This window comes from Pseudomonas sp. UBA6753 (genome assembly GCF_002453565.1).
Taxonomy (GTDB): Bacteria; Pseudomonadota; Gammaproteobacteria; order Pseudomonadales; family Pseudomonadaceae; genus Aquipseudomonas; species Aquipseudomonas putida_Z.
In genome coordinates this window covers 156646-170436 of the sequence record NZ_DKHD01000053.1, presented here as the reverse complement: position 1 = coordinate 170436, position 13791 = coordinate 156646, and the positions used below count along the sequence as shown (strand labels likewise).

The window sequence follows — 13791 nt, the reverse complement described above, 5'->3', positions numbered from 1 at the left end:
CACAGCACATTAGCGAGGCTCAAGATGCAAAAGGTCACTCCACTGTACATCGCAGAAGCTACCTCCACCGGTGGGCGCGACGGCAAGTCCCGTTCCAGCGACGGCAAGCTGGTGGTCAGCCTGAGCACCCCCAAGGAACTGGGCGGCGCAGGCGGTGACGGCACCAACCCCGAGCAGATGTTCGCCGCCGGTTACTCGGCGTGCTTCATCGGTGCCCTGAAGTTCGTGGCCGGGCAGGAGAAAAAAGCCCTGCCGGCGGACGCCTCGATCACCGCGAAGGTGGGCATCGGCCAGATTCCAGGTGGTTTCGGCCTGGACATCGACCTGCACATCAACCTGCCGGGCCTGGCCCAGGCCGATGCTGAAGCGCTGGTGGAAAAGGCGCACAAGGTGTGCCCGTACTCCAACGCCACCCGCGGCAATGTGGATGTGCGCCTGCACGTGACTGTCTGACCAAGGTGAACACGACGCGGCCTCTGTGGGAGCGGGCGCGCCCGCGAAGAATTCAACACGGTGGCTGGCACCGGCTGCGCCGGTGTTCGCGGGCATGCCCGCTCCCACAGGGCCCCTGCTAACTCAGTGAGTTATGTGCAGTCGATGAGAGCAGCCTTGCCGCGCCTTGAAGATCTGCAGGCATTAAAAAACCCGGCCAAGGCCGGGTTTTTTGCGTTTCACAAGAAGGATTACTTCTTGGAACGGCCTTTGAAGCTGTTGTCGCGAGTGTCGATATCGATCCACTCGTCGATCTGGATGAAGTCGGCAACCGAGATCTCGGTACCGTTCTTCAGCTTGGCAGGCTTCATCACCTTGCCCGAGGTGTCGCCGCGTGCAGCGTTCTCGGTGTAGACAACCTGGCGGCTGATGGTGGTCGGCAGTTCAACCGATACCAGGCGGCCTTCGAAGAACACGGCTTCGCAGACGTCTTCCATGCCTTCTTCGATGTACGGCAGAACGGCTTCGATGTCCTCGGCGTTCAGTTCGTACATGGTGTAGTCGGTGGTGTCCATGAAGGTGTATTCGTCACCGTTGATGAACGACAGGGTCGCTTCTTTGCGATCCAGGATCACGTCGTCCAGCTTGTCGTCTGCACCGTAGACGGTTTCGGTCTTGTAGCCGGTCAGCAGGTTCTTCAGCTTGGTCTTCATGATCGCGCTGTTACGGCCCGACTTGGTGAACTCAGCTTTTTGAACCAGCCACGGGTCGTTGTCGATCCGCAGGACGGTACCGGGTTTCAGTTCTTTACCAGTTTTCATTACGAAGTATCCGAATCTGGATGGATTTATAAAAATCGAGGCCGCGTATCATAGCGAATTTCGGTAAAAGTGTACTAGCGCTGTGGCAAGGTCCGGCTGAGCGGCCTGTCGCGCTGCCCAAAGCCGGGCATGCTGCTGCAGTTCCGGCCAGTGCTGGCGGGCCGCCTGCCAGGCCTGGCCCATGTCGCGGTCCATGTTCCAGGCACGCCACAGGCCAAGCAGGGCGGCATCGGCATCGCCTGACAACCCGTGTCGATAATGCGCGAGAAACGCTTCGAGCTTTTCCCAATGGGCATTCTCGTCCTGCACGTAGATGTGCCACAGCATCGGCTGCCCGGCCCACTGCGCGCGCACGAACGAGTCTTCGCCGCGCACGGCATTGAAATCACAGCTCCACAGCAACCGGTCGTAGTCGTCCTGGCTGACGAAAGGTAGCACGTGCACGGTCAGCGCCCCTCGCTTGCGCACGCTGCCCACTTGCAGGGCCGCCTCGCCAAGCCACTGGCCGAGCCCCGCGACAACGCGCCCTTGCGGCACCAGCAGGTGGCAAGGTTGCTCGCCTGAGGCCAGGGCATCAAGCCAGTTGCCCAGTTGCGGGTTTTCGTAGGCGAACAGGGAAATCAGCAACGCCCCCGCTTCAGGGTTTACGCCAAGCCCCTGCAAGAAGGCCTGCCGTGCGCCTTGCTGGAACGCATCACGCCGCGCCAGCAGCGAGCCCTCGCGCAGCAAGCCACCGGTTTTTTCGGTAAAGCCGGGAAAGAAAAACACCTTGCGCAAGCCATTGGGCTGCGGCGAAGGCAAGCCATGGCAGCCCTCCACCCAGTCCTCGGCACTGAGGTATTCGAGGTTCAACCACAGCGGCGGCGTGGCGCGAGCACGCATTGCCTCTACATAAGCTGCTGGCAACTGGCAGGCGAAGGCACCGATTACCACATCAGCCGGCGCCACCGGCAACCAGGTCACCGGCCACTGGCGCACTTCCACACCGTGCTGCCACTGCTGTGGGGCGGTGGCATCGGCCCCGGGGCACATGGGCGTGAACGCATTGAGGTCATCCACCCACAGGCGCACTGCCAGGCCGTGCTCGGCCACCAGCTGCCGGGCCAGGCGCCAGGTCACGCCTATATCGCCGTAGTTGTCGACGACGCTGCAGAAGATGTCCCAGGTGGCTTTCATGTGCCCTGCCCTCGCCCAGCGGAAAAACCGCGCATTCTGCGCATAAATTGTCGCTGACAAAAGCACCTGCGCGGAAAAATGCCCAGGCGCATGCGACAATGCACCCCGAACACCCTGCCAGGAGGCTGCCATGCCGCGCCACCGTGAACTGAAGATCACCCTCAAGCCGCTGCCGTTGATCGTGTGCGTTGCCTTTGGCCTGTGGCTGGGCGCCGTGGCCATCGCCGCCAGCCTGTGGCTGGCCCTGCAACTGTGGCCACAGCAGGTACAGCCACTGGCCCAGGCCGTGGCCCCCGCCGCGTACCGGCCTGCCGCGCCGCCAGCGCCCGCCCCTGCGGCGGATGCCCAGGCGGAAATGTTCGAACGCTACAAGGACATCCTGCACAAGCAGGAGCTGCAACAGGCCGCCGAGGCCGCCCAGGGCAACCCGCGCAACCTCAACAGCCCCAAGTGCCAGTTCTGGCTGCAACAGAACCGCACCGCGCCCACCGACAAAAGCCAGGCCAACGTGCTGGAGTTCTGTTACTGACCATGGACAAGCCCAGCCTGCTGGCGCAGATCGTCGCCACCCTCGAGCATGACCTGGATGTGCTGACCCGCGCGGCGCAAACCGCGTACGAAGCCGCCACCGCCGAAGAGAACATCGCCGAGAACAAGTACGACACCCTGGGCCTGGAAGCCTCGTACCTGGCTACCGGCCAAGCCCGCCGCAGCGCCGAGATCCGCAAGGCGCTGGTGACCTACCAGCAACTGCTGCTGCGCGATTACGACCCGGCACGCGGGGTGCAGGTGAGCAACCTGGTAACGCTGGAGGATGAAGATGGCGGGCAGCGCCGACTGTTCCTCGGGCCTGAGGCGGCGGGGTTGAAGATTGGCGAGGGGGATGGACTGGTGACGGTGATTACCCCGCGCTCGCCGCTGGGGCAGCAGTTGGTCGGCAGGAAGGTTGATGATGAGGTGAGCCTGGGGGCACAGGCATTGTTCATTGTTGATGTTGTCTGAACCGGCCCTATCGCCGGCAAGCCAGCTCCCACAGGATTACCACAAGCCCAAATACTGCGGGGTACCTGTGGGAGCTGGCTTGCCGGCGATAGGGCCGCTACAGGCAATACACTTCTAAAGGGTTTGCAAGGCATCGAACCGCCGCGCCAGCCCCTGCTCCTCGAACTGCTCCACCACAAAATCGATAAACGCCCGGGTCTTGCCCGGCAACAGCTTGTGCTCGGCGAAATACAGGCTGATATGCCCATCGTCCACATACCAGTCCGGCAGCACCCGCCGCAGCCGCCCGCCTTCCAGGTACGGCACGGCAAACGGCAGGCTCACCAGGGCAATCCCCAACCCCTGCTCGGCCACCGCGCAAGCCGCATCCGAATCGCTCATGGTCATCGTCTGGCGCAACTGCAATGGCTGCTGCACCTGCCAACGGCTGGTCAATGGCCATGAACGCACCCGCCCGGTCTGCGGCGAGCGGATCAGGATACCGTCATGCCGTTGCAATACCTGCGGGTCGTCAATCGGCGCGTGCCGGCCCAGGTAAGCCGGCGCCGCCACCAGCACCCGGTGCGCCGGGGTCAGCTTGCGCGCCACCACCCCTGGCGGCAGCTCGAAGCCTCCGCCAATCGCCGCATCGAAGCCCTGGCCGATCAGGTCGACCTGGCGGTTGTCGAAATGCCAGTCCGGGGTAATGGCCGGGTAGCGACGCAGGAACTCGGCCAGCAATGGCAACACATACAAGCGCCCGAACACCGTGCCCATGCTCACCCGCAACAACCCGGCCGGCTGGCCTTCGCTGCTGGCCAGGTTGGCCACGGCGTACTGGATGGTGCGGAAGCTGTCACTGACCTCCCCCAGAAATCGCTGCCCGGCCTCGGTCAGGGTCAGCTTGCGGGTACTACGCTGGAACAACCGCACCCCCAGGCGTGCTTCCAACTGGGCAACATGCTTGCCCACGGCAGCCGGGGTAATGCTGAGGCGCCTGGCGGCCTCGGCAAAGCTGCCGACTTCGGCACTGCGGATGAAGCATTCCAACGCGTTGAACGATTCCATGGCCATGATTGGCAACCAAAGGTTTACTCTGCTGATAGTGATTGCCATCTTATCAGCAGGTAATCAAGCGCCGATACTGCGCCCATCCAAGGCATTCCGGCCTGGCTTCCAGCAGGAGATCAGCATGTCCAAACAACACACCCTCGAAGGCAAAGTAGCCCTGGTACAGGGCGGTTCCCGCGGCATCGGTGCAGCCATCGTGCGACGCCTGGCCCGCGAAGGCGCGCAGGTGGCCTTCACCTATGTCAGTTCCGCCGGTCCGGCGCAGGAGCTGGTTGAGGAAATTACCAGAACCGGCGGCAAGGCGCTGGCCCTGCGGGCCGACAGTGCCGACGCGGCGGCCGTGCAACTGGCCGTGGATGACACTGTGAAGGCCTTCGGCCGGCTGGATATCCTGGTCAACAACGCCGGTGTGCTGGCGGTAGCGCCGGTGACCGAATTCGACCTGGCCGCCTTCGACCACATGCTAGCGGTGAACGTGCGCAGCGTATTCGTCGCCAGCCAGGCCGCGGCGCGCTACATGGGCCAAGGTGGGCGCATCATCAACATTGGCAGCACCAATGCCGAGCGCATGCCGTTTGCCGGCGGCGCCCCCTATGCCATGAGCAAATCGGCGCTGGTCGGCCTGACCCGCGGCATGGCCCGTGACCTGGGGCCCAAAGGCATTACCGTGAACAACGTGCAGCCAGGGCCGGTGGACACCGACATGAACCCGGCCAGCGGCGAGTTCGCTGACAGCCTGATCCCGCTGATGGCGATCGGGCGCTATGGCGAGGCGGATGAGATTGCCAGCTTCGTGGCTTACCTGGCGGGGCCTGAGGCGGGGTATGTCACTGGGGCCAGCCTGACGGTCGATGGCGGGTTTGCTGCCTGATTGAAGGGTTGCCTGTTCCGGCCTCTTCGCGGGCGCGCCCGCTCCCACAGGTATCCCACCGGCCTCAAACCCTGTGATAATCCTGTGGGAGCGGGCAAGCCCGCGAAGGGGCCGCCACAGGTTGACCCTGCTCCTACCTCCCGTCTGCAACGAGAACCCCATGAATACCCCCACGCTCAGCCGCGCCCTGATCCTGCTGATGGCCACCGCCACCGGCCTGGCCGTGGCCAGCAACTACTATGCGCAACCACTGCTGCACAGCATCGCCCAGCAGTTCGGCCTGAGCACCGCCAGTGCCGGCAGCATCGTCATTGCCGCGCAACTGAGCTATGGCGCCGGCCTGTTGCTGCTGGCGCCGCTGGGCGACCTGTTCGAGCAGCGCCGCCTGATCACCGTGATGACCGCCATTTCCACCCTGGGCCTGATCATCAGCGCCTGCGCACCGAGCCTGCCCTGGCTGATCCTTGGTACGGCGCTGACCGGGCTGTTCTCGGTGGTGGCGCAGATCCTCGTGCCCATGGCCGCGACCCTCAGCGAGCCACACCAGCGCGGGCGCGCGGTCGGCACGTTGATGAGCGGGTTGCTGCTGGGCATCCTGCTGGCACGTACCGCCGCCGGGTTCATGGCCGAACTGGGTGGCTGGCGCAGCATCTACGTGCTGGCTGCAGTACTGATGGCCATCACCGCCGTGGCGCTGTACCGCAGCCTGCCGCAGCACCACAGCCATGCCGGGCTGAAATACCCGGCGCTGATCGGCTCGGTGTTCCGCCTGTTCGTCGAAGAACCGGTGCTGCGCCTGCGCTCGCTGCTCGGCCTGCTGGCATTCAGCCTGTTCGCCCTGTTCTGGACGCCACTGGCGTTCCTGCTGGCGAAAGGCCCGTACCACTATTCGGACGCGGTGATAGGCCTGTTCGGCCTGGCCGGTGCAGCGGGTGCGCTGTCGGCCAACTGGGCGGGCCGCCTGGCCGACCGTGGCAAGGGTTCGCTGGGCACCACCGTGGGCCTGGTGGTATTGCTGCTGTCGTGGGTGCCGCTGGGCTTTGCCGAGCAATCGTTGCTGGCCTTGCTGCTGGGCGTGCTGATGCTCGACCTGGCAGTACAACTGGTGCACGTGAGCAACCAGAACGCGGTGATTGCCCTGCGGCCCGAGGCGCGCACGCGTCTGAATGCCGGGTATATCACCTGCTACTTCATTGGCGGGGCCTTGGGCTCGTTGCTGGGCACGCAGTTGTTCCAGCGCCAAGGCTGGATGGGGATTGTGCTGGCCGGTTTGGTGATTGGCGGGCTGGCGTTGCTGGCGTGGGGTTTGGCGGAGCGCAAGCGCAGGAGCGCTTTGCAAGCGGCCTGAAAAATTTTTGTTGGATTCTTCGCGGGCACGCCCGCTCCCACAGGTTTGTCACTGGCATGAAGCATGTGATGTACCTGTGGGAGCGGGCGTGCCCGCGAAGAGGCCATCAGCCATGGCGACAATGCACCGCACGACCCTCCGTCGCATGGCCGTTGACTTGCCTGCCCGGGCAGCGCTCAGTAGGCGCTGGTCAATGCCCTTTCCCTGACAGGACGACGTTATGACAAGACTCACGGTGCAATCCGGCGATTTCTTGCAAGGCGAAGGCGAGTATCGCAATGGATCGCTCACACTCAAGACCCCGCGCAGCCCCTCCCCGGGCGAGCGGATTTCCCTGGCACGCATCAGCGAGCTTCGGCTGGCCAGCCTCGAGTCCAGCCGTAGCCTGGGCAGTGCCCTGGGCTGGGGCGTGGCCGGGGCCCTGGTGGCCGGGCCGGTGGGGTTGCTGGCCGGGCTGTGGCTGGGTGGCAAGGAAGAGGAAGCCACCTTCCTGGCCACCTTCAAGGACGGGCGCAAGCTCATGGCCATTACCGATGGCAAGACCTGGTCGAAGATCGATGACAACTGGCGGCAGCACAGGCGGCCGGCCCGCAAAGGCTGACTGGATAGCGCAGAGCCCGGATCGTTTTATGTTGAAGGCGGCTGTAAGATGCCGCCTTTTTTCATGGCCTGTACTGGCCCCTTCGCGGGCTCGCCCGCTCCCACAGGAACAGCGCTGCGCTTGAGTGTGGCGCAGTCCCTGTGGGAGCGGGCGAGCCCGCGAAGAGGCCGGCACAGGTGTCGCGCATCCAGGAGCCCACCGCATGCCCCCGCGTCACCCCCGCCTGCCCCTGAGCCTGCTCAGCCTGGGCCTGGCCCTGCATTGCCCCCATGTGCTTGCCGAAGACAGCGTGCTACTGGCCCCGCTGCAGGTGTCCGACACCTACACCAACGACGGCTATCAGGCACGCCAGGCAGCAGTAGGCGGCTTCCAGCCCGCGCCCCTGCTCGACACCCCGGCCTCGATCAGCGTGTTCAATCAGCAACTGCTGGAAGACCGCCAGGTACGCCAGCTCAGCGAAGTGCTGCAAAGCGACGCCTCGGTGGGCGAAAGCTACGCCCCCATCGGCTACTACGAAAACTTCAACGTGCGCGGCTTCGAGCTGAATGCCGCCAGCAGCTACCGTATCAATGGCCAGACCATCGCCGGTGAGCAGAACGTGGCCCTGGAGAACAAGCAGCAGGTGGAGCTGCTCAAGGGTTTGTCCGGGCTGCAGAGCGGCGTGTCGGAACCGGGCGGCCTGGTCAACTACGTGACCAAGCGCGCCGAAGACGTGCGCAGCGTCACGGTGTCGACCAACGAACAAGGCGAGCGCTACCTGGCCACCGACCTGGGCGGCTGGTTCGGCAGCGAGCGGCAGTTCGGCCTGCGGGCCAACCTGGCCCATGAAGACATCCGCTCCTACGTCGACCACGCCGACGGCAAGCGCGACTTCGCCTCGCTGGCCTTCGACTGGCAGATCAACCCGGATGCCACCCTGCAGCTGGATGCCGAATACCAGCACCGCGAACAGCGCTCGGTGCCGGGTTACCAGCTGCTCGGTGGCAGCGAAGTACCCCATGGCATCGACCCCGACGACCGCCTGGCCTACCAGCACTGGGCCAAGCCGGTGCAGAACGATTCGCTGAACCTGGGTGGGCGCTTCGAGTACCGTTTCAACGAAGCCTGGACCGGGACCTTGAGCGCCTCGCGCAGCAAGGTGGTGATCGATGACTACAGCTCGTTTGCCTGGGGCTCGAGCGAAGGCGCGTTCTTCGGCAGCAACGGCGACTACGACATCTACGACTTCCGCAGCCCCGACGACACCCGCCGTACCGACGAGGCGCAGGCGATGCTCAACGGGCGTTTCGATGCGCTGGGTGTGGGGCATGAGCTGACCGTGGGCACCAGCGCGCAGCGGCGCACACTGGATCAGCGCCCCAGCTATATGGAATGGGTAGGTACAGGCAACATCTACACGGGTGCACCGGCCTTTGATCCATCCGACAAGCCCATCAGGTCTAGCGAACGTCGCCTGGACAGCCGCCAGTACGGGTTGTTCGTGAGCGACCGCATCAGCTTCAACGAGCACTGGCAGACCGTACTGGGTGCCCGTGAAGTACGCCTGGACGAGAAAACCTGGAATGAGGAAGGCGTTGCCGGTCGCCATACCCGGCAGTACGAGTTGCTGCCCAACGCCGCGCTCATCTACAAGCCGCAGCCGGATACCACGGTATATGCCAGTTATTCAAAAGGCCTGTCGGCAGGCGGCACCGCACCGTGGTTCGCCGAGAACAAATTCGAAATCCTGGCACCGACGACCTCGCACCAGCTGGAACTGGGCCTCAAGCATGACTGGCAAGGCCTGAGCTTCAGCGCCGCACTGTTCCAGATTCGCCAGGCATACCAGTACGCGCGCCCGGACGGCGCCGGCCACTTCACCTACGTGCAGCAAGGCCAGCAGAAGAACACCGGCCTGGAACTGGGCGCCAGCGGCTGGGTGACCTCGAACCTGCAGGTACAGGCCAGCGCTGCGGCGATTCGGGCGCGGGTGCAGAACAGCGATACCGATGCCTATGAAGGCCACCAGGCGATCAACGTGCCCAGGTTCCGGGCGGCGCTGCAGGCGGAATACACCCTGCCGGTACCGGGGTTGGCACTGCTGGGCGGGGCGCGTTACAGCGCCAGCAAGTATGCGAGCCAGGCGGGGAATGTGGAAGTTGGTGGGTATACGGTGTTCGATGTGGGTAGCCGCTACCGCACGCGTATCGGGGGGTATGACACGGTGCTGCGGCTGACTGTGGATAACGTGTTCGACAAGCGTTATTGGCGTGATGTGGGGGATTACCTGGGGGATAACTACCTGTTCCAGGGGGCGCCGCGGACGGCTCGGCTGTCGGCTTCGGTCACCTTCTAGAATTTTGGGGGTGCTTTGCACCCCTTTCGCCGGCAAGCCAGCTCCCACCTCGACCGCATTGACCGCATTGACCTTAAGCCATGCGCAACCCCTGTGGGATCTGGCTTGCCGGCGATTGGGCTGCAAAGCGGCCCCCAAAGACCCCAAAAACAAAAAGCCCCCGGCTTTTCAGCTCGGGGGCTCTTCGTAGAATGTGGCGGTGAAGAAGGGATTTGAACCCTTGATACGATTTCTCGTATACACACTTTCCAGGCGTGCTCCTTCGACCACTCGGACACTTCACCGTTTCTCTTCAAGCCTTGCAGCCTGTCGAGGTGCGCTAATTTAGTGAAAGACCTTCCCTTTGGCAAGCATTTTTTTCAATTTTTTCATGCATTTGCACTTGAGCCCCGGCGAACGCTGACCGACCAGTCAGCCTTACTGCTTTACCTCGCCCCTGGCGCTGGGTAACGTCGTCGCCACGCCAACAAAAGGACTCTGCCATGAGCGAGCTGATTACCTACCACGCCGAAGACGGCATCGTTACCCTGACCCTGAACAACGGCAAGGTCAACGCCATCTCGCCAGACGTCATCGCCGCCTTCAACGCCGCGCTAGACCGCGCCACTGAAGAACGCGCGGTGGTGATCATCACCGGGCAGCCCGGCATCCTGTCTGGCGGCTACGACCTCAAAGTGATGACCAGCGGCCCCAAGGAAGCAGTCAGCCTGGTCACCGCCGGCTCCACCCTCGCCCGCCGCCTGCTTTCGCACCCGTTCCCGGTGGTAGTCGCCTGCCCGGGCAATGCCGTGGCCAAGGGTGCCTTCCTGCTGCTGTCGGGCGACTATCGCATTGGCGTCGAAGGGCCGTACAAGGTGTGCCTGAACGAAGTGCAGATCGGCATGACCATGCACCATGCCGGCATCGAACTGGCCCGCGACCGCCTGCGCCGCTCGGCCTTCCACCGCTCAGTGATCAATGCCGAGGTGTTTGACCCGCAGGGCGCGGTGGACGCAGGCTTCCTCGACAAGGTAGTGCCGGCCGAGCAGTTGCAGGAAGCGGCACTGGCGGCGGCGCGAGAGCTGAAGAAGCTGAACATGCTGGCGCACAAGAACACCAAGCTGAAGGTGCGCAAAGGGCTGCTGGAAGCGTTGGACAAGGCGATCGAGCTGGACCAGCAGCATATGGGTTAGCCGGGCCGGCCTCTTCGCGGGCGTGCCCGCTCCCACAGTGACAGCGCCAGAGCCGAGGGCAACGCAGTACCTGTGGGAGCGGGCAAGCCCGCGAAGAGGCCGCAACAGGCTTGCACCAGGGTTTGCCCCAACCAGTGCACATCCGTACACTGCCCGGCGACTGTCTGGTGTGAGTCGTACCATGCTTTATTCATTGCGCATGTTCCTGCTGGCGCTGCATTTCCTTGTGGTTGGCACCCTGGGCCTGGTCATTGGCCTGTGCCGTCCCTTCAACCCCGACAACAGCCGCCTGTTCGCCCGCCTCTACAGCCTGCCGGCCACCTGGCTGATGCGCATCAGGGTCAAGGCCGAAGTCGGCCCGCTGTGGGACCAGCCGCCAGGCTGCGTGATCGTCGCCAACCACCAGTCCAACTTCGACCTGTTCGTGCTAGGCCAGGTGGTGCCGCAGCGCACCGTCGCCATCGGCAAGAAAAGCCTGGGCTGGATCCCGCTGTTCGGCCAGCTGTTCTGGCTGGGTGGCAACGTGCTGGTAGACCGCAAGAACGCCTATCAGGCACGCAAGGCCATGCAGAAGACCACCCGGGTGCTGCAGGACGATACCTCGATCTGGATTTTCCCCGAAGGCACGCGCAATCCCGGCGAGCACCTGCTGGCCTTCAAGAAAGGCGCGTTTCACATGGCCATCGAGGCCGGTGTGCCGATCGTGCCGGTATGCGTCAGCCGCTATGCCGGGCGCCTGAGCCTGAACAGCTGGCGCCAGCGCACGGTGATCGTGCGCTCGCTGCCACCGATCGCCACGGCGGGCATGACCCTGCAGGACATGCCGGCGCTGATCGAACAGTGCCGGGGGCAGATGCAGCAATGCATCGACCGCATGGAAGGGGAACTGGCCAAGAGCTAGGTTGCCGGTTATGGCGTCTTCGCGGGCTTGCCCGCTCCCACAGGGATATCACAAGGCTTGAGGGCGGTGATGAACCTGTGGGAGCGGGCAAGCCCGCGAAGAGGCCAGTGCAGGTTGCTCTTGAGCCCACTACAGCCCAAGCTGTAATCCGTGTCCAACCGGAATAAGCGAACAACCATGGGTCGAGTCGTGGCATCGGCGGTGTACAGCGCCGGCAGAAAGGTCACCAACATCAGCATCGATGAAGGCAGCGAGTGGGCGCGCAAGCCGGGGCACTTTGTATGGATCGGCCTGGAAGAGCCCAACGCAGAGGAGCTGGCCAACCTGCAGTGCCAGTTCAACCTGCACGAACTGGCCATCGAAGACGCCCTGGAAAAGCACAGCCGGCCCAAGCTGGAAACCTTCGGCGACGCCCTGTTCATCGTCACCTACTCGCCGGTGCGCCACGAAGGCAAGCTGGAGTTCATCGAAACCCACATCTTCGCCGGTAACGGCTACATCATCACCTGCCGCAACGGCCACTCCAAATCCTATGCCCTGGTGCGCCAGCGCTGCGAGGCGCGGCCGTTGCTGCTGGAGCACGGCGAAGACTTCGTGCTGTACGCCCTGCTCGACTTTGTCACCGAGAACTACCAGCCGGTCAGCGAGGCCATTCATGGCGAGATCGAAGAGCTGGAGCAGAGCGTGCTGGGCGGTTCGCTGCAAGAGGACGATATCCGCCGCTTGCACAGCCTGCGCCGCGACATCCTGCGCCTGCGCCGCTACGTGGCACCGATGGTGGAAGTGAGCGAGGAACTGCAGCGCCTGAGCTTCCCGTTCATCGACAAGAACATGCGCCCGTACTTCCGTGATGTGCAGATCCACGTGACGCGGCAGATGGAAGACCTGGCTGGCATCCGCGACATCGCCAGCCAGACCATCGAGATCGGCATGCTGCTGGAGTCGTCACGGCAGAGCATCGTGCAGCGCAAGTTTGCAGCCTGGGCAGCGATCCTGGCGTTCCCCACGGCAATTGCCGGGGTTTACGGGATGAACTTCCAGAACATGCCGGAGCTGGGGTGGCACTATGGGTACTTCGGGGTGCTGGGGGTGATCGGGCTGGGCTGTACCGCGTTGTATGCCAGCTTCAAGAAATCTGGTTGGCTTTGAGATTGTCGGGGCCGCTTTGCGGCCCAATCGCCGGCAAGCCAGCTCCCACAAGGACCGCACAAGTCTCAGGCCTGTAATGACCCTGTGGGAGCTGGCTTGCCGGCGATTGGGCTGCACAGCAGCCCCCAGCCATCACGCTGCGGTATCTTTGCTCACCGGTTGCTGGATAAACCGCAACATCCACTCCCCCACCAGGTCGCCCTGGTGCTCGGTGGCCAGGCTGGCCACGGCCTTGTGGTACACCTCATCACCCAGATACTGCTGGCGCGCATCGAGCAGTGCGCGGGAGTAGTCGTGCACGAACTCCGGGTGCCCCTGGAAGCACAGCACCTGGTCACGAATGTGGTACGCAGCGTTCGGGCAGAAATCGCTGGAGGCGATCACCGTGGCGCCGTCCGGCAGCTCGGTCACCTGGTCCTGGTGGCTGATCAGCAAGCTCAGCTCCGACACCTCCGGGTCCATCCACGGCGCATGGGCCGCCAGCGAATAGCGGTGGATACCCACGCCCCAGCCCTGCTCGGCACGCTCGGCCTTGCCACCCAGGGTCAATGCCAGCAACTGGTGGCCGAAACACACACCCAGCAGCTTCTCGCCACGCTCGTACAGCTTCAGCAGGTAGGCCTTGAGGGTCTGGATCCACGGGTCGGTACCAAACGAGTCGGCCTTGCTGCCCGTCACCAGGTAGGCATCGAACACTTCGTTGTCGGCGGGGTAATCGCCATTCATCACGTTGTACACACGAAATTCGGCGGCGATCGGCTGACGCGAGAAGAGCTGCTCGAACATCCTGCCGTAGCCCTGGTACTGCGCGGTCAACTCCGGTCGCAGGACATCGGTTTCAAGGATGCAGATGCGTAACGACATAGGGGTAGTCCTGAACGACATGGGTGGGAATCTGCTGTAGAGACTGACGCGAAAGGCACGTACAAGCAA

14 protein-coding genes and 1 tRNA gene are annotated in these 13791 nt (G+C 63.7%); 10 read left to right on the top strand and 5 right to left on the bottom strand.

Features of this window, described 5'->3' with window-relative positions:
• Window positions 1-24: 24 nt before the first annotated feature.
• The gene (locus B2790_RS20260; RefSeq protein WP_085590091.1) at window positions 25-453 is read left to right on the top strand and encodes an organic hydroperoxide resistance protein; all 429 of its coding nucleotides are present in this window, start codon (window positions 25-27) and stop codon (window positions 451-453) included.
• A gap of 230 nt (window positions 454-683) precedes the next feature.
• Here the strand turns inward: B2790_RS20260 and efp are convergent, their stop codons facing one another.
• Both efp and earP read right to left on the bottom strand, forming a co-directional pair.
• The gene (gene efp / locus B2790_RS20255; protein ID WP_013971530.1) at window positions 684-1253 is read right to left on the bottom strand and encodes an elongation factor P; all 570 of its coding nucleotides are present in this window, start codon (window positions 1251-1253) and stop codon (window positions 684-686) included.
• 48 nt (window positions 1254-1301) lie between these two features.
• On the bottom strand, window positions 1302-2429 hold the full coding sequence (gene earP / locus B2790_RS20250; protein WP_286919609.1) for an elongation factor P maturation arginine rhamnosyltransferase EarP: 1128 nt from the start codon (window positions 2427-2429) through the stop codon (window positions 1302-1304).
• 130 nt (window positions 2430-2559) lie between these two features.
• Here earP and B2790_RS20245 point away from each other — a divergent pair, with 130 nt between their 5' ends.
• Together B2790_RS20245 and B2790_RS20240 are read left to right on the top strand one after the other, a co-directional pair.
• A complete protein-coding gene (locus B2790_RS20245) occupies window positions 2560-2958 on the top strand; it encodes a hypothetical protein (RefSeq protein ID WP_286919608.1) in 399 nt (132 codons plus the stop codon).
• 2 nt (window positions 2959-2960) lie between these two features.
• Window positions 2961-3431: a GreA/GreB family elongation factor gene (locus B2790_RS20240; RefSeq protein WP_137163256.1), complete on the top strand. Its 471-nt coding sequence runs from the start codon at window positions 2961-2963 to the stop codon at window positions 3429-3431.
• A gap of 114 nt (window positions 3432-3545) precedes the next feature.
• On the opposite strand, the gene B2790_RS20235 is transcribed toward B2790_RS20240, so the two are convergent.
• Window positions 3546-4484 carry a LysR family transcriptional regulator gene (locus B2790_RS20235; protein WP_286919607.1) on the bottom strand — a complete coding sequence of 313 codons (939 nt, stop codon included), beginning with the start codon at window positions 4482-4484 and terminating at the stop codon, window positions 3546-3548.
• A gap of 118 nt (window positions 4485-4602) precedes the next feature.
• Between B2790_RS20235 and B2790_RS20230 the strand changes: the two genes are divergently transcribed.
• The 4 genes from B2790_RS20230 (at window position 4603) to B2790_RS20215 (ending at window position 9636) form a co-directional block, all read left to right on the top strand.
• Complete coding sequence (locus B2790_RS20230; protein ID WP_286919606.1) at window positions 4603-5352, top strand: 3-oxoacyl-ACP reductase family protein; 750 nt, start codon at window positions 4603-4605, stop codon at window positions 5350-5352.
• A gap of 160 nt (window positions 5353-5512) precedes the next feature.
• Window positions 5513-6700, top strand: a complete 1188-nt coding sequence (locus tag B2790_RS20225; RefSeq protein ID WP_025338171.1) for an MFS transporter — start codon at window positions 5513-5515, stop codon at window positions 6698-6700.
• Window positions 6701-6920: 220 nt separating this feature from the next.
• Window positions 6921-7301 (top strand): hypothetical protein, encoded by a 381-nt coding sequence (locus B2790_RS20220; protein WP_025338170.1) that lies wholly within the window; start codon window positions 6921-6923, stop codon window positions 7299-7301.
• Window positions 7302-7503: 202 nt separating this feature from the next.
• Window positions 7504-9636, top strand: coding sequence for a TonB-dependent siderophore receptor (locus B2790_RS20215; protein WP_286919605.1), 2133 nt, complete (start codon window positions 7504-7506; stop codon window positions 9634-9636).
• A gap of 194 nt (window positions 9637-9830) precedes the next feature.
• On the opposite strand, the gene B2790_RS20210 is transcribed toward B2790_RS20215, so the two are convergent.
• Window positions 9831-9920: transfer RNA gene (locus tag B2790_RS20210), tRNA-Ser, on the bottom strand.
• A gap of 198 nt (window positions 9921-10118) precedes the next feature.
• Here B2790_RS20210 and B2790_RS20205 point away from each other — a divergent pair.
• The 3 genes from B2790_RS20205 to B2790_RS20195 all read left to right on the top strand — a co-directional run bounded on the left by B2790_RS20205 (window position 10119) and on the right by B2790_RS20195 (window position 12858).
• On the top strand, window positions 10119-10808 hold the full coding sequence (locus B2790_RS20205; protein ID WP_025338168.1) for a crotonase/enoyl-CoA hydratase family protein: 690 nt from the start codon (window positions 10119-10121) through the stop codon (window positions 10806-10808).
• 181 nt (window positions 10809-10989) lie between these two features.
• Window positions 10990-11709, top strand: a complete 720-nt coding sequence (locus B2790_RS20200) for a lysophospholipid acyltransferase family protein (RefSeq protein WP_286919604.1) — start codon at window positions 10990-10992, stop codon at window positions 11707-11709.
• A 177-nt stretch (window positions 11710-11886) separates the two neighbouring features.
• On the top strand, window positions 11887-12858 hold the full coding sequence (locus B2790_RS20195; RefSeq protein ID WP_015269363.1) for a magnesium and cobalt transport protein CorA: 972 nt from the start codon (window positions 11887-11889) through the stop codon (window positions 12856-12858).
• 132 nt (window positions 12859-12990) lie between these two features.
• On the opposite strand, the gene B2790_RS20190 is transcribed toward B2790_RS20195, so the two are convergent.
• Window positions 12991-13722: an amidotransferase gene (locus tag B2790_RS20190; RefSeq protein ID WP_286919603.1), complete on the bottom strand. Its 732-nt coding sequence runs from the start codon at window positions 13720-13722 to the stop codon at window positions 12991-12993.
• Window positions 13723-13791: the final 69 nt, after the last annotated feature.

Coding starts and splice junctions, on each gene's coding strand:
- B2790_RS20245 (WP_286919608.1), top strand. CDS start 2,560: ATGCCGCGCCACCGTGAACTGAAGATCACCCTCAAGCCGCTGCCGTTG.
- efp (WP_013971530.1), bottom strand. CDS start 1,253: ATGAAAACTGGTAAAGAACTGAAACCCGGTACCGTCCTGCGGATCGAC.
- earP (WP_286919609.1), bottom strand. CDS start 2,429: ATGAAAGCCACCTGGGACATCTTCTGCAGCGTCGTCGACAACTACGGC.
- B2790_RS20240 (WP_137163256.1), top strand. CDS start 2,961: ATGGACAAGCCCAGCCTGCTGGCGCAGATCGTCGCCACCCTCGAGCAT.
- B2790_RS20260 (WP_085590091.1), top strand. CDS start 25: ATGCAAAAGGTCACTCCACTGTACATCGCAGAAGCTACCTCCACCGGT.
- B2790_RS20205 (WP_025338168.1), top strand. CDS start 10,119: ATGAGCGAGCTGATTACCTACCACGCCGAAGACGGCATCGTTACCCTG.
- B2790_RS20200 (WP_286919604.1), top strand. CDS start 10,990: ATGCTTTATTCATTGCGCATGTTCCTGCTGGCGCTGCATTTCCTTGTG.
- B2790_RS20225 (WP_025338171.1), top strand. CDS start 5,513: ATGAATACCCCCACGCTCAGCCGCGCCCTGATCCTGCTGATGGCCACC.
- B2790_RS20235 (WP_286919607.1), bottom strand. CDS start 4,484: ATGGCCATGGAATCGTTCAACGCGTTGGAATGCTTCATCCGCAGTGCC.
- B2790_RS20190 (WP_286919603.1), bottom strand. CDS start 13,722: ATGTCGTTACGCATCTGCATCCTTGAAACCGATGTCCTGCGACCGGAG.
- B2790_RS20215 (WP_286919605.1), top strand. CDS start 7,504: ATGCCCCCGCGTCACCCCCGCCTGCCCCTGAGCCTGCTCAGCCTGGGC.
- B2790_RS20195 (WP_015269363.1), top strand. CDS start 11,887: ATGGGTCGAGTCGTGGCATCGGCGGTGTACAGCGCCGGCAGAAAGGTC.
- B2790_RS20230 (WP_286919606.1), top strand. CDS start 4,603: ATGTCCAAACAACACACCCTCGAAGGCAAAGTAGCCCTGGTACAGGGC.
- B2790_RS20220 (WP_025338170.1), top strand. CDS start 6,921: ATGACAAGACTCACGGTGCAATCCGGCGATTTCTTGCAAGGCGAAGGC.